Annotated in this window: 12 protein-coding genes; 7 read left to right on the top strand and 5 right to left on the bottom strand. The window is 67.0% G+C overall.

Annotated features, from left to right (window positions below; all coding sequences use genetic code 11):
* Window positions 1–24 precede the first annotated feature (24 nt).
* The gene (locus H2037_RS14330) at window positions 25–927 is read left to right on the top strand and encodes an MBL fold metallo-hydrolase (protein ID WP_292123415.1); all 903 of its coding nucleotides are present in this window, start codon (window positions 25–27) and stop codon (window positions 925–927) included.
* On the opposite strand, the gene H2037_RS14325 is transcribed toward H2037_RS14330, so the two are convergent.
* Window positions 924–1,610 (bottom strand): DUF1499 domain-containing protein, encoded by a 687-nt coding sequence (locus H2037_RS14325; RefSeq protein ID WP_292123349.1) that lies wholly within the window; start codon window positions 1,608–1,610, stop codon window positions 924–926. The genes H2037_RS14330 and H2037_RS14325 overlap by 4 nt on opposite strands.
* A 15-nt stretch (window positions 1,611–1,625) precedes the next feature.
* Entirely contained in the window at window positions 1,626–3,248 is a 1,623-nt protein-coding gene (locus tag H2037_RS14320; protein ID WP_292123413.1) for a long-chain-fatty-acid--CoA ligase, read from the bottom strand.
* A 181-nt stretch (window positions 3,249–3,429) separates the two neighbouring features.
* Here H2037_RS14320 and udk point away from each other — a divergent pair, with 181 nt between their 5' ends.
* Window positions 3,430–4,077 (top strand): uridine kinase, encoded by a 648-nt coding sequence (udk, locus tag H2037_RS14315; protein ID WP_292123347.1) that lies wholly within the window; start codon window positions 3,430–3,432, stop codon window positions 4,075–4,077.
* A 1,083-nt stretch (window positions 4,078–5,160) separates the two neighbouring features.
* On the opposite strand, the gene H2037_RS14310 is transcribed toward udk, so the two are convergent.
* On the bottom strand, window positions 5,161–6,063 hold the full coding sequence (locus H2037_RS14310; RefSeq protein WP_292123346.1) for an enoyl-CoA hydratase-related protein: 903 nt from the start codon (window positions 6,061–6,063) through the stop codon (window positions 5,161–5,163).
* 143 nt (window positions 6,064–6,206) lie between these two features.
* Window positions 6,207–7,799 (bottom strand): carboxyl transferase domain-containing protein, encoded by a 1,593-nt coding sequence (locus tag H2037_RS14305; protein WP_292123344.1) that lies wholly within the window; start codon window positions 7,797–7,799, stop codon window positions 6,207–6,209.
* A 377-nt stretch (window positions 7,800–8,176) separates the two neighbouring features.
* On the opposite strand from H2037_RS14305, the gene rpsF reads away from it, so the two are divergent.
* The 3 genes from rpsF to rplI are packed head-to-tail and all read left to right on the top strand — an operon-like array spanning window position 8,177 to window position 9,443.
* Entirely contained in the window at window positions 8,177–8,566 is a 390-nt protein-coding gene (gene rpsF / locus H2037_RS14300) for a 30S ribosomal protein S6 (protein ID WP_292123411.1), read from the top strand.
* 12 nt (window positions 8,567–8,578) lie between these two features.
* Window positions 8,579–8,857: a 30S ribosomal protein S18 gene (gene rpsR / locus H2037_RS14295; protein WP_008259463.1), complete on the top strand. Its 279-nt coding sequence runs from the start codon at window positions 8,579–8,581 to the stop codon at window positions 8,855–8,857.
* A 1-nt stretch (window position 8,858) separates the two neighbouring features.
* On the top strand, window positions 8,859–9,443 hold the full coding sequence (gene rplI / locus H2037_RS14290) for a 50S ribosomal protein L9 (RefSeq protein WP_292123342.1): 585 nt from the start codon (window positions 8,859–8,861) through the stop codon (window positions 9,441–9,443).
* A 144-nt stretch (window positions 9,444–9,587) separates the two neighbouring features.
* Here rplI and H2037_RS14285 read toward each other — a convergent pair whose 3' ends face one another.
* Entirely contained in the window at window positions 9,588–12,065 is a 2,478-nt protein-coding gene (locus tag H2037_RS14285; RefSeq protein ID WP_292123340.1) for a TonB-dependent receptor, read from the bottom strand.
* 351 nt (window positions 12,066–12,416) lie between these two features.
* On the opposite strand from H2037_RS14285, the gene H2037_RS14280 reads away from it, so the two are divergent.
* Both H2037_RS14280 and H2037_RS14275 read left to right on the top strand, forming a co-directional pair.
* The gene (locus H2037_RS14280) at window positions 12,417–12,782 is read left to right on the top strand and encodes a hypothetical protein (protein ID WP_292123338.1); all 366 of its coding nucleotides are present in this window, start codon (window positions 12,417–12,419) and stop codon (window positions 12,780–12,782) included.
* A 108-nt stretch (window positions 12,783–12,890) separates the two neighbouring features.
* Window positions 12,891–13,674: DnaB-like helicase N-terminal domain-containing protein (locus H2037_RS14275; RefSeq protein WP_292123336.1), on the top strand; the 784-nt coding region annotated here is incomplete at its 3' end.

Here is a 13,674-nt window from a genome sequence, read left to right as displayed (position 1 = left end):
AGGCCACCTTCGGGGCGATCAATGGTGATCCCCTTCGTGCGGGCGTTCGACTTCGCTCATGGCCGACTCGATCAGGTCTCGCCCCTGATTCAGCGGGTGATCGCGAACAATCCGGGACCGTTCACCTTCACAGGGACCGGAACCTATGTGGTCGGACGGCCAGAGGCGGGGGCGGCCGTGGCGGTGATCGATCCGGGACCGCTGGATCAGGCGCATCTGGACGCCTTGCTGGAGGCGGTCGAGGGGCGGACGGTAAGCCATGTGCTGGTGACCCATACGCATCGCGACCACGCTCCCCTCGCCCGCCCCTTCGCCGAGCGGACGGGGGCGACGATCCTGGCGGCCCGGCCGCCGGCGCGGGAGACCCACGCCTCGGGCGCCCTGGACGAGGAGGAAGATGCGGTTTTCGCTCCGGATGTCGTGCTGACCGGCGGGGAAGTCGTCGAAGGCGACGGCTGGACGATGGAGGCGCTGTTCACGCCGGGCCACGCGTCCAATCACATGGCCTTCGTCCTGAGGGAGGAGAAGGCCCTGTTCAGCGGCGATCACGTCATGGGCTGGGCGACGACGGTGGTGGCCCCGCCGGACGGGAATATGCGGGATTATATGACCAGTCTGGACGTCGTGATCGCACGGGATTTCGCCACCCTGTGGCCGACGCACGGGGCGCCGGTGACGGAGCCGGGGCCGTTCCTGGCTGCATATCGAGAGCACCGGCTTGAGCGGGAAGCCCAGGTGCTGGCCCGGCTAGAGGCCGGGGACCGGACGGCGGCGGAGATGGTCCCGATGCTCTATGCGGCGGTGGATCGACGGCTGTGGCCGGCGGCTTCGCTGTCGGTGCTGGCTCATCTGGTCAAGCTGGCGGAGGACGGCGCGGCCACGGTCTCGGGTCAGCCGGGCCTGGCGGCCGAGTTCAGTCCGGTTTAGCGGCTTTCCGCCTCCAGCGCCGTGACGATCTTCTCCATCAGGCGGCAGGTGGCGCCGCCGTCGGGGCGGGAGTCGCGGGCGGCGACGCGGATGTCGGTGCGGCCGGGGCGGATGCGAATGACGGCGTCATAGGCGAAGCCGAACCAGGCCCCTTCGTGCACGCCCTCTACCTCGAAGGTCGAGGCGCGAACGACCGGGAAGCCGGCGTCCACCAGGGCCGAGACAGCCTGTTGCGCCAGGACCTGGGTCGGGATCGAACGCGCCGCCGGACAGGTCTCGGGACCGGTCACCCCCGAGGCGTCACGGTGCATGGACGCAAGGCGGGTGTAGGCCGGCGGCTCATCGACATGGGTGCTGATGTCGCGCGGCGTCGGCTGGGCCAGCCGCTGTCCCTGAAACAGGAAGACGCCCAGGGTCGCCCCGGCCAGGACCAGGGCGACGAGGGCGAAGACCCAGCGACGGCTCAGATCCCGCAGCGCCAGGACCGTCACGATCAGGGCGGCGGCGAGGCCGACCCAGGCCAGGCCGCGCGCGACGGTCCAGGTCAGCAGATCATAGGTCACAGCCCGATCGACGCCGCCGAACAGGGTCGCCGCCATGGCCGCGATCACCAGGACCGGAGCCGCCGCCGAGACCGCGGTCAGCCAGGGGATCAGGGCGGGGACGGGTTTGGTCGACGGCATCGGGGCTCCGGGGGTTCAGACCGGCAGACGGTAGTCCTTCATCCGCTCGCGCAGAAGCTTCTTGTCGATCTTGCCCGTGGCGCCCAGCGGAATCTCGTCCAGAGCGACCACGTCGTCCGGCATCCACCATTTGGCGATCTTGCCCTGCAGGAAGTCGAGATGCTCCTGCTTGTCCAGGGTCTCGCCGGGCTTCAGCTTGATCAGCAGGACCGGGCGTTCATCCCATTTGGCGTGGGCGGCGCCGATGACGGCGGCCAGTTCGACCTTGGGGTGGCCGACGGCGATATTCTCGATCTCGATCGAGCTGATCCATTCGCCGCCCGACTTGATCACATCCTTGGAGCGGTCGGTGATCTGCATGAAGCCCAGTTCATCGACCGTGGCCACGTCGCCGGTGTCGAAGAAGCCGCCGTCGTCGAGGATCGATCCCTCTTCGCGGAAATACGCGCGGGCCACGGTCGGCCCCTTGACCATCAGATGACCGAAGGTCTCGCCGTCGTGCGCCAGGGCGCGGCCGGCGTCGTCCTTCAGCGCCAGTTCGATGCCCAGCGGAGGCGTGCCCTGTTTGGTCCGGTATTTCAGCTGTTCCTCGAACGGCAATCGGGCCGTCTCGGGCGTCATGTTCGACAGGGTGCCGATCGGCGAGGTCTCGGTCATGCCCCACCCCTGCAGAACCTCGATCCCATAGTCGTCGTGGAAGGCGCGAATCAGGCTTTCGGGCACCGCAGAGCCGCCGATCAGCACACGGTTGACGGTCGAGAGCTTCAATCCGTTCTGCTTCATATGGGCCAGAAGCCCCTGCCAGACCGTGGGCACGGCGGCGGAGAAGGTGACGCCCTCGGTCTCCAGCAGCTCATAGAGCGACTCGCCGTCCATCTTGGCGCCCGGCATCACCAGCTTGCAGCCAGAGGCCGGGCCGACGAAGGCGATGCCCCAGGCGTTGGCATGGAACATCGGCACGACCGGCAGGATGACATCCGTGGTCTTGCCGCCGACGACCGAAGACTGCAACGCCATGAAGGTGTGCAGGAAGTTGGAGCGGTGCGAATACAGCACCCCTTTGGGATTACCCGTGGTGCCCGAGGTGTAGCAGAGGCCGCAGGCGGTGGTTTCGTCGAAATCGCCCCAGACGCAGTCGGCCGAGTTCTCGGCGACGACCCTTTCATAGGCCACGGCGCCGGGCAGGTCGGTCTGGGGCATATGGCCGTCGTCGGTCATGATGACGACGCGCTCGACCTTCGGAATATGCGGCAGAATGGCCTGCAGCAGAGGCACGAAGGTCAGGTCGACGAAGATGACCCGGTCCTCGGCGTGGTTGATGATATAGACCAGTTGTTCCGGGAACAGGCGCGGGTTCAGGGTGTGGCAGACCGCCCCCATGCCCATGACGCCGTACCAGGTCTCGATATGTTTATCGGTGTTCCAGGCCAGGGTGGCGACCCGGTCGCCAGGCCTGACGCCCCAGGACTTCAGAGCATTGGTGACCCGTTTGGCCCGATCGTGGATCTGGGCATAGGTGGTGCGGACGATCGGCCCCTCGACCGAACGCGTCACCACCTCCCGATCACCGTGCCAATTTTTGGCATGGTCGATGATCTTGTCGACCGTCAGCGGCCAGTCTTGCATCAAGCCCGTCATCGGCATGCCCGGCATATTCGTTTCCTGTTCCTGATGTGCGTCTGATTGGCTGTGACGCTTGAGCGGACGCTATCATTGGTGATCAGTGATAAGCAACGTAACGCTGCGTCAGCCTGGCGCGGCGGATCGTCCGGAATGGGGCGGAGTGGCGTCGAGAGCTTGACCGCTCTAGAAGGCGGTCATGGCCATATTGATCGCGATCACGGGGGGCTCCGGCTCCGGCAAGAGCACATTGGCGGAGGCGCTGGTCTCGGCCCTGCCGAAGGGCAAGGCCGCCCTGGTGCGCGAGGACTCCTATTACAGGGACGCGGCCTCCCTGCCCGGTTTCGACGCCGCCACCTTCGACTTCGACGATGTCGCCGCGCGCGACCATGATCTGATGATCGCCGACCTGACGGCGCTGAAGGCCGGACGCCCTGTGACCGCGCCGGTCTATTCCTTCATTCATCACGGCCGCGAACCGGGCGGCGAGCCCATTCCCGCCGCCGAGGTGGTGATCGTCGAGGGCACCCATGTGCTGTGCACCCCGGACCTGACCGCCCTGTTCGACATCCGGGTCTTCGTCGACACCCCGGCCGACATCCGCTTCATCCGCCGCCTGTTGCGCGACCAGTCCGAACGCGGCCGGTCGGCCGATTCCGTCGTCGCCCAGTATCTGGCCACGGTCCGCCCCGGCCACGAACGGCTGACCGAGCCGTCGCGCACCCACGCCGACTTCATCGTCGCCGACGCCACGGCGGCGGTGCGTCTGGAGGATCCGCAGGCCGTGGTGCGCCTGGCCGCGCCGGTGCTGGCGCATCCGCTGCTGCTGCCGCTGCTGGACGCCTGACGTGACGCAGACGGTTGTCTCCTCCCCGCTTTGCGGGAGGTGGCGCGGCGCTTCTTCACCGCCGTGACGGAGGGGGTCTTCACCGCATCGCCAATACCGGGGGACTTCAAGAGCCCCTCCGTCTCTCCGCTCCGCTACGAGCCACCTCCCCATGAAATGGGGAGGAGACGGTGGGGCTTTCCCTACCTCGCCCAGCCGGGGTTGCGCTTGTCGAGGAAGGCGCGGACGCCTTCGCCTGGGTCTCGCGCTCCTCCGCCTCGCGCTCGGCCCTGATACGGGCGCGTTCGGCCGCCTCAGCCCGTTTCTCGATCAGGATGGCGTCGATCCGAATGCAATTGAACTCCAGTTCGGCGCGGAGACGCGCGATTTCCGCCGCCTCCTCGGGGGTGTGTCTGTGGGCGGGCGGCAGACCGCGGGCGGGTCTGGGTCGGCGAGGTTTGGGGTGGGCCATTCGGGTCTCCGGACAGGGGTGATCGGCTTCGCGCTTTCGCTGCGAAGTCATGGAGGGCTGGGCGGGGCGCCGGGCCTTCGCCCGGAGTTTGATCTAGAAGTACCGTTTCGACGAAGGTTTGACGCCCCGCGCGGTTGGTTGGCCTGCAAGCTCGGGGCGCCGAGCGGTGGCGGTCTTATCGCCTAACCCCATAAGCCTGCGACGGGTCGGCGGGGTCTGCGAACCCCGTCCCGAGTGCGATCGAGTATCCCCCTCGATCCTCCGCCGACGCCGTGAGACGCCGTCGGCGCGGAGGGATTTCACCCCCGCTCCCGTTCCATCCGCTCCCGCCGCCGCAAGGTCGCAGGCCAAGCGAGCCCTCCAAGCGACGAGACCGGGCGTGATTATAAGGGGGTCTGGGCGGGGTGATGGGTTGGAGGGGGTGAGATTCGTGGAAGGTGTTGGAATTGCTGGGGTGAGACCAGCGTCATTAGGAGCGTAGGCGGCGTTCGGGCCCCCTCCGTCTCACCGGCTTCGCCGGTGATCCACCTCCCCCAGGGGGGGGAGGATTTCGGTCATCACTGTTCGCATTCCTCCCCCCTTGGGGGAGGTGGATCGCCGCGCAGCGGCGAGACGGAGGGGGCGTAGTCCCCCTACCCCGCCCAGCCGGGTTTGCGCTTGTCGAGGAAGGCGCGGACGCCTTCCTGGCCTTCGGGGGAGACGCGGGCGCGGGCGATGCGTCGCGCGGTGTCGTCCATCAGGCCGTGGTCGATGCGGTGGCCGGCGATGTCGTTGACCAGCCGCTTGGCCTCGCCCATGGCGCCGGGGGCGTTGCCGGTGAGGCTGTCGGTCAGCATGGCGACGAACTCGTCCACCGATCCCTCGGGCAGGACCAGGTCGATCAGGCCGGCGTGAGCGGCGTAGTCGGCGTCGAAACTGTTGGCCGTCAGGAACAGCTGGCGGGCGCGGCGGGGGCCGATGGCCTCGATCACATAGGGGGCGATGGTGGCCGGGATCAGGCCCAGCTTGACCTCCGAGAAGGCGAACCGCGCGCCCTCGACCGCCACGGCCATGTCGCAGGCGGCGACGATGCCGGCCCCGCCGCCCATGGCCGCGCCCTCGACGATGGCGCAGGTCAGGGCCGGGACGTCGTGCAGGGCCTTGAGCATCTTCGCCAGACCCATGGCGTCGTCGCGATTGTCGGCCTCGGACCAGTCGGCGGCGTCGCGCATCCAGTTCAGGTCGGCGCCGGCGCTGAAGGTTCCGCCCGCTCCGCGCACGAAGACGGCGCGGACATGATCGGCGCCGTGCAGGGTCTCGAAGGCCTCGTGCAGGGCGGCGATGGTGGCGGCGTCGAAGGCGTTCTTCTTGGCCGGACGGTTGATGGTGACGAAGACCACGCCGTCGGTGGTCGCGTCGATCTGGACCAGGTCGTCATTGGCGTCCGGCGCGGGGTCGGCCAGCAGCGGATGGGCGATCCGGTTGATCTCGGCTTCCTCGGCGTCGGTGACGTCCAGGGCGTTCAGTTCGGCCTCGGTGGGCTTGTGGTCGGTCATTGGAACTCCTTGGGGGAATCAACGCGCGAGGAGGCGGTGTCGATGCGAGTGAGCAAGAGGTGAGCGAAGGCTTCGGCGCGACGGGCGGCTCACCCCTTGCTCACTAGCACTATTCACTCTTTCCGAACCTCCTGCTCACCCTTTTACATCCGGAACAGGCCGAACGTCGTGTCCGGGATCGGGGCGTTCAGGCTGGCCGAGATGGCCAGGCCCAGGACGTCGCGGGTCTGGGCCGGGTCGATGACGCCGTCGTCCCACAGGCGGGCGGTGGCGTAATAGGGATTGCCCTCGTCCTCGTATTTCTGGCGGATCGGGGCCTTGAAGGCCTCGGCTTGGTCGGGGGACCAGGTCTCGGCGTCGCGGTGGACCGTGGCCAGGACCGATGCCGCCTGTTCGCCGCCCATGACGCCGATCCGGCTGTTGGGCCAGGTGAAGAGGAAGCGCGGCGAATAGGCCCGACCGCACATGCCGTAATTGCCGGCGCCGAAGCTGCCGCCGATCAGGACGGTGAACTTGGGAACCTCTGCCGAGGCTACGGCCGTCACCAGCTTGGCGCCGTCCTTGGCGATGCCGCCGGCCTCGTATTTGCCGCCGACCATGAAGCCCGAGATGTTCTGCAGGAACAGCAGCGGAATCTTGCGCTTGCAGGCCAGTTCGATGAAGTGGGCGCCCTTCTGGGCGCTCTCGGAGAAGATGACGCCGTTGTTGGCCAGGATGGCGACCGGATAGCCCCAGATGCGGGCGAAGCCGCACACCAGGGTCGAACCGTACAGGGCCTTGAACTCGTCGAACTCGGACCCGTCGACCAGGCGGGCGATGACCTCGCGCACGTCATAGGGCGCGCGGACGTCGTCGGGGATCAGGCCGTAAAGCTCCTCCGGATCGAAGGCGGGGGCGCGGGGTTCTCGCACGTCCATTTCGACGGACTTGGTCGTGTTCAGATTGGCGACGATGGAACGGACGATCTCCAGCGCATGCTCGTCGTTCTCGGCCACATGGTCGACGACGCCGGAGCGACGGCCGTGGGTCTCGGCCCCGCCCAGTTCCTCGGCCGAGATGACCTCGCCGGTGGCGGCCTTCACCAGGGGCGGGCCGGCCAGGAAGATGGCCCCCTGGTTCCTGACGATGATGGTCTCGTCCGACATGGCGGGCACATAGGCGCCGCCGGCGGTGGACAGGCCCATGACGCAGGCGATCTGGGCGATCCCCTGCGCGCTCATCCGGGCCTGGTTGAAGAAGATGCGGCCGAAATGGTCGCGGTCGGGGAAGACCTCGGCCTGGTGCGGCAGGTTGGCGCCGCCGGAATCGACCAGATAGACGCAGGGCAGGCGGTTCTGCTCGGCGATCTCCTGGGCGCGCAGGTGTTTCTTCACCGTCATGGGGAAATAGGCGCCGCCCTTCACCGTCGGATCGTTGGCGACGATCATCACCTCGCGGCCCGAGACGCGGCCGACGCCGGCGATCACGCCTGCGGCGGGCGCCTCGCCGTCATACATGGCGTGGGCGGCCAGTTGCCCGATCTCCAGGAAGGGCGAACCGGGGTCCAGCAGGCGCTCGACCCGGTCCCGCGGCAACAGCTTGCCGCGCGACACATGGCGTTCGCGCGCCTTGTCCGAACCGCCCCGCGCGGCCTTGGCGACATGGTCGCGAAGTTCGGCGACCAGGGCGCTGTTGTGCGCATGCAGGGACTTGTATTTGGGGCTTTGCGGATCGACCGCGGACGTCAGCTTCGGCATGGGGTTGGTTTAGGGGGACTGGGTACGACCCACAAGCGTCTCTCCCTCCCCGCTCCGGGGAGGGGCGTCGCGCAGCGACGGGGTGGGGGCCGCCCGGCGGGCTAGCGTCTGCCGGAAGCAGAACAGTTCTGTGACGTGTCGCCCTGCCCTACCCACCCGGTCTCGCCTGCGGCTCGACCACCTTCCCCCGCGCGGGGGAGGGAGAAATGTTGCGCATCGCCCCCTTTTCCCCTATAGGCCCCGCCTTTCCAGGGCTTCGGTCCTGTCGCGGAGCACCAAAGGGTTGGACGTTCGGTCCGGCCGCCGCGCCAGGAGCCATCGTGGAGACCGACTTACCCGGTCGTTTCCGCGCCGACGCCCACAAGGGAGACTACCGCATGGCTCTTTACGAGCACACGGTCATGACGCGCCAGGATATCTCGGCGCAACAGGCCGAAGCGCTGAACGACACCATCAAGGACCTGATCGTCCAAGGCGGCGGCTCCGTCGCCAAGATCGAGTACTGGGGTCTGCGCAATCTGACGTACCGCGTGAAGAAGAACCGCAAGGCTCACTATTCGCTGCTGGCCGTCGACGCCCCTCCGGCCGCCATGGCCGAAGTCGAGCGTCAGCTGGGCATCAACGAAGACGTGCTGCGCTGGCTGACCGTCCGCGTCGAGGAACTCGACCTGGAACTGTCGCCGCTGCTGGCCCGCCGCGAGCGTGAACGCGAGCGCGAGCGCGAACGCACTCCGCGCGACGACGACGCCGCCGCAGACGCCGAATAAGGAAACCGGAACATGACCGACACCACCGCCCCGACCCCGGGCGCCCCGGCCGGCTCCGGCGCCGCCGGCCGCCGCCCCTTCTATCGCCGCCGCAAGGTCTGCCCGTTCTCGGGCGCCAATGCGCCGAAGATCGACTACAAGGACGTGAAGCTGCTGCAGCGTTACGTCTCCGAACGCGGCAAGATCGTGCCCTCGCGCATCACCGCCGTCTCCCAGAAGAAGCAGCGCGAACTGGCCAAGGCCATCAAGCGCGCCCGCTATCTGGCCCTCCTGCCCTACGTGGTGAAGTAAGATGAAGGTCGTTCTGCTTGAACGCGTCGAGAATCTCGGCGCCATCGGCGACGTCGTGTCCGTCAAGGACGGCTTCGCCCGTAACTTCCTTCTGCCGCGCGACAAGGCCCGCCGGGCCACCGCCGCCAACCTGAAGGCGTTCGAACTCGACCGCGCCGCCATCGAGCAGCGCAACGAGAAGAACAAGGCCGACGCCCAGAAGGTCGCCGACAAGATCGACGGCGCCACCTACATCATGATCCGTCAGGCCGGTGAAACCGGTCAGCTGTACGGATCGGTCGCCGGTCGCGACGTCGCCGAGGCCATCCAGGCCGAAGGCGGCAAGGTCGAACGCGCGCAGGTCGTCCTGCACACGGCGATCAAGACCCTGGGCGTTCACGACGTGCTGGTCCGCCTGCACGCCGAGGTCCGCGCCACGGTCAAGATCAACATCGCCCGTTCGATGGAAGAAGCCGAGCGTCAGGCCAAGGGCGAGGACGTGATCCGCAGCCAGTTCGACGATGAGCGCCAGGCCGCCGAGCAATCGGCCCAGGAACTGATCGAAGGCGGCGCCGGTCAACAGGAAGGCTTCGGCGAAGAAGCCTGAGCCTGAACGGTCCTTCGGGACCGACCGCCGAGACATCAGGGGCGCGTTCCGCAAGGAACGCGCCCCTTTTGCTTCGGCAACCCTCAATCCCGATGTGGAGAAATCCGGCGCCGTCTCCAGACGAAAACGGGCGCTCCGACGGGATCAGAAGCTGTAGCTCAGCCGCCCATAGAAGAACCGTCCGTTGAAGCCGTAGGGCGAGTATTGCGGGAAGCCGACCGACCCCGTAGCCGCGTTCAGCGCTGCGGGAGTATACTCGGGGTATTCGTCGGTCAGATTGTTGACCCCGATCGCCAGACCGACGCCCATCGGGAAGGTATAGCGCCCCTCCAGATCGAACAGGGTGGCCGATCCGGTCCAATAGTCGTTGGAGGCCGTGTTGTTCGGGACCAGGACCGAGTCGTAATAAGTCGCCTTGGCCGTGACGCCGAAATCGCCATAGGTCCAGTCGGCGCCGCCCACGACCTTGTACTTGGGCGTGCCTTCTTCGAACGACAGAATGTTGGCGCGGTCGAACAGGAAGTTGGAGGACACAGGGATCGACAGGCCGGTCGGAACGCCCGGTATCTTGTCGACCGTGGTCTCGTTGTAGTTGCCGGCCAGAGTGAAGTCGAAGCGGCCGATGGAATCCGTCGGCAGACGATAGCGCCCGACCACGTCGACGCCCTGGGTCGTCGTATCCACGCCATTGGTCCAGAAGCGGGCGGACGAGACGCCCAGCGGCTGAATAATGGCCAGGACGGCGCTCGTCGTCGCCGCCGACTGGCTGGGACGGCTCGGGCCGAGGTTTTCCGACAGGATTATGCGGTTCTCGATCTCGATCTGATAGGCGTCGACCGTCAGTTCGAACCTGCCGGCGCGGAACACGGCGCCCAGCGAATAGTTGGTCGAGGTCTCGGGCTCCAGCGGCTTGGCGCCCAGGGCGACCGAGACGGGATCATCGACGCGGAATGTGCCGGACTGGATCAGATTGGTCACGGGCGGCGAGCCGGTGGTGACCAGGTTGGTGGCGATATAGCTGAAATACTGCTGCTGCAGGGCGGGGGCGCGGAAACCGCTGGAGACCGCGCCGCGCAGGGCGAAGGCCGGCGAGAAATCGTAGCGGGCGGACAGCTTGCCCGTCACCTTGTCGCCGAAGTCGGAATAGTCCTCGTAGCGACCAGCGAGGCCGACCGTCAGCGCCTCGGTCAGCTTGCCTTCCAGGTCGACATAGGCGCCCCAGTTGTTGCGGTCGACGTCGACGGCGTTGGCGGGTGAGAAGCCGGGGAAGCCCTGGGCGCCGCCGCTCCTGGTGCTGCCCGCCTGCTTGTCATAGGACTTCGGTTCGCCGGCCGTCTGGACGAAGCCTTCGGTGCGGTATTCCAGGCCGAAGGCCAGGTTCAGCGGTTCATAAAGGCCGACTTCCAGCGGCTTCACCCCGTCAAGGGCCAGCGTCAGCTGGTCATACTCCAGACCGCCGGCTTCGAACTCCTTCTGGGTCATGTCGCCCTGGTCGCCGTAGGAGGCGTTGATGCTGTCGAACACCCGGTAGTCGATGGTGTTGCGGCCATAACCCGCCGAGACATCCCACTGGATCCCCGCCGCCTCGCCCTTCACGCCGCCATAAAGATTGTAGTCGATGATGTCGGTGCCGATCTTGGGCAGGAAGCCGTTCGGGTAGACGCCGATGACATTGTTGGCGTTGTTGTAGGCTCGGGCGGTCGCCGCCGATTCCGTCTCCTTGTGCTGGATGCCGCCGAAACCATAGGCTTCCCAAGTCCCGCTGATCGGCGTGCCGGCGTTCAACCATAGGGATTGCGACTGAACGCCGGGATCGCCGAACCGGCCGAGGACGACATCGGTTGAACCGTCCGCCACGGCCGAGGGGGCGGCGTAGTCCGACCGATTGGTCGGGTCGCGGCTCTGCAGTTCGCCGGACACAGTCAGGAAGCCTTCGTCGCCAAAGGGCAGGCCGACCCAACCGGCGACCGACTTCTGGACGCCGTCCGTGCGGTTATGCGAGCCACGCGCCGTGTCGAAACTGGTGTCGTACCGGCCGTAGTTGATCGTCAGGCCGCCGCCTTCGCGCGCCTCGCGCAGACGCAGATTGATCACCCCGGCGATGGCGTCCGAGCCGTACTGGGCCGAGGCGCCGTCCCGCAGCACTTCGACCGTGCCCAGGGCGACGGACGGAATGGTGTTCAGGTCGAACGCGGTCGAGCCGCGCCCCAGGGCGCCGTTGACATTGACCAGGGCGCTGACGTGTCCGCGTTGGCCGTTGATCAGCACCAGGGTCTGGTCGGGGGCGAGGCCCCGCAGGGTCGCCGGACGGACGTGGTCGGAACCGTCCGAGATGGCGGGACGGGGAAAGTTGATCGAAGGCGCGGCCGCGGCCAAGGCCGAGGCGGTTTCCGTGCCGGTTCCGCTGCGGGTCAGGGTCTCGCCGGTGATGACGTCCACGGGCGCGACGCTGTCCAACCGCGTGCGGCCGATGGCGCGGGTGCCCGTGACAATGATCTCGCCGACCTCGGCGGCGTCATCCGCGGGTGGCGGCGTCTCCTGGGCGAAGGCGGCTGACGCGGCCATCAACGCGCCGGTGGACACAAAGGCCATGAGGGCCGAGCAAGCGGAAAACGATTTCATGATGTCCCCAAACGTCAGCAGCCTGATTTTATGGGGCGGCGATCGGCCACGACACCAGCGCCCCGGCCGGGACTGCGACGACGCAATGAAATTGTCGCAGTAAAGACAAACAACGGCCTTAACAGAAGATGTTCACCGCTGCACGTGACGGTCAAGGCAGACTTTTGCACAAACCCGCACTCCAACCTTTACGTCGGCGTCATTGTTGTAAACTTGTCATAGTTATCGCGACAGGCTCGCAGGCGGGCGCCCTGAGTTCGATCACGGGAGCACCAGCAGGTTGTTTCACGCCCTCGTTGCGCCACATATCGCCGGTCAATCTGGTTCCCCATGATCGAGGGGGGATTCGATATGAAGACCAGGATCGTCGCCACAGCCTTGGCCTTGTCGCTCTTCGCCGGGGCGGCGCAGGCCATGACGGTGCGGGAGTTTCTGACCACGGCCGACGGGATACCGAGAAACGCGACCGCTTTGCTGCGATCCGACACCCGCAGGCTGATGGGCGAGTTTCGTGGCGCGGTGCAGACCATCCGCACCGAACAGACGGCGGCCACGACAGCGGGAAGACGCCCCGCCACCTGCATGCCGGCCAAGGTCGGACTGTCCTCGGATGAGATACTGGCCCGGTTCAACGCCGTTCCGGCGGCCCGACGCGACATCAGCGTGACCCAGGCCCTGCGCGAATGGATGGCCGAGAAATATCCCTGTCCGGCGTGATCGACGCTTGAGAATTCCCGTTCACCCACAGGGTGGGCGATCTGTCCACGGCCGCGGCGACGTCCCCGACTGACGCAGGCGCGTGTCAGGGCTAAAGCGTTAAAGACAATGAACGCCTTCGCCCCCATGCCCTTCTCGTCATCGCCGATGGACTCCAGCGGCGTCGCCTCCATGCCGCACAACCTGGAGGCGGAACAGGCCCTGCTGGGCGCGCTGATGTTCGACAACGGCGTGTTCGAGCGGCTCAGCGACCGGCTGCGCGGCTCGCACTTCTACGAACCCTTCCACCAGCGGCTGTTCGAGGCGATCGAGGATCATATCCGCCAGGGGATGCTGGCCGAGCCGACCATCCTGATGGAGCGGTTCAAGCAGGACCCGGCCTTCCAGGAGTTCGGCGGTCTGCGCTATTTCGCCGATCTGGTGGACCGGGCGCCGCCGGCGGCCAATGCCCCCGACTATGCGCGGGTGGTCTATGACACCGCCCTGCGCCGCGACCTGATCCGCATCGGCGGCGAGATCATCAAGGAGGCGCCCAATCCCGAGACGCCCGCCGACGAACAGATCGAACAGGCCGAACAGACCCTGTATTCGCTGGCCGAGACGGGCAAGCCGTCGTCCGGTTTCGTCAGCTTTTCCCACGCCTTGTCCGGCGCCGTTCAGATGGCGGCCGAGGCCTATCAGCGCGAGGGCAAGCTGGCGGGCCTAGCCACCGGCCTGAACGACCTGGACCGGAAACTGGGCGGGCTGCACCCGTCCGACCTGCTGATCCTGGCCGGCCGCCCGTCGATGGGCAAGACCGCCCTGGCGACCAACATGGCCTTCAACGTGGCCCGCGCCTATCAGTGGGAGCCGACGCCGGAGGGCCGCAAGACGGTCAACGGCGGGGTGGTGG

This window comes from Brevundimonas sp., assembly GCF_013912065.1.
Taxonomy (GTDB): domain Bacteria; phylum Pseudomonadota; class Alphaproteobacteria; order Caulobacterales; family Caulobacteraceae; genus Brevundimonas.
Note: the sequence above shows the minus strand (reverse complement) of the source record. Positions and strands in the feature narration are given on the sequence as shown.

What these genes read in the sequence shown, in the direction of transcription:
- H2037_RS14285 (WP_292123340.1), bottom strand. Translation starts at nt 12,065, where the DNA reads ATGAAATCGTTTTCCGCTTGCTCGGCCCTCATGGCCTTTGTGTCCACC.
- udk (WP_292123347.1), top strand. Translation starts at nt 3,430, where the DNA reads ATGGCCATATTGATCGCGATCACGGGGGGCTCCGGCTCCGGCAAGAGC.
- H2037_RS14320 (WP_292123413.1), bottom strand. Translation starts at nt 3,248, where the DNA reads ATGACGGGCTTGATGCAAGACTGGCCGCTGACGGTCGACAAGATCATC.
- H2037_RS14310 (WP_292123346.1), bottom strand. Translation starts at nt 6,063, where the DNA reads ATGACCGACCACAAGCCCACCGAGGCCGAACTGAACGCCCTGGACGTC.
- rpsF (WP_292123411.1), top strand. Translation starts at nt 8,177, where the DNA reads ATGGCTCTTTACGAGCACACGGTCATGACGCGCCAGGATATCTCGGCG.
- H2037_RS14305 (WP_292123344.1), bottom strand. Translation starts at nt 7,799, where the DNA reads ATGCCGAAGCTGACGTCCGCGGTCGATCCGCAAAGCCCCAAATACAAG.
- H2037_RS14325 (WP_292123349.1), bottom strand. Translation starts at nt 1,610, where the DNA reads ATGCCGTCGACCAAACCCGTCCCCGCCCTGATCCCCTGGCTGACCGCG.
- rpsR (WP_008259463.1), top strand. Translation starts at nt 8,579, where the DNA reads ATGACCGACACCACCGCCCCGACCCCGGGCGCCCCGGCCGGCTCCGGC.
- H2037_RS14280 (WP_292123338.1), top strand. Translation starts at nt 12,417, where the DNA reads ATGAAGACCAGGATCGTCGCCACAGCCTTGGCCTTGTCGCTCTTCGCC.
- rplI (WP_292123342.1), top strand. Translation starts at nt 8,859, where the DNA reads ATGAAGGTCGTTCTGCTTGAACGCGTCGAGAATCTCGGCGCCATCGGC.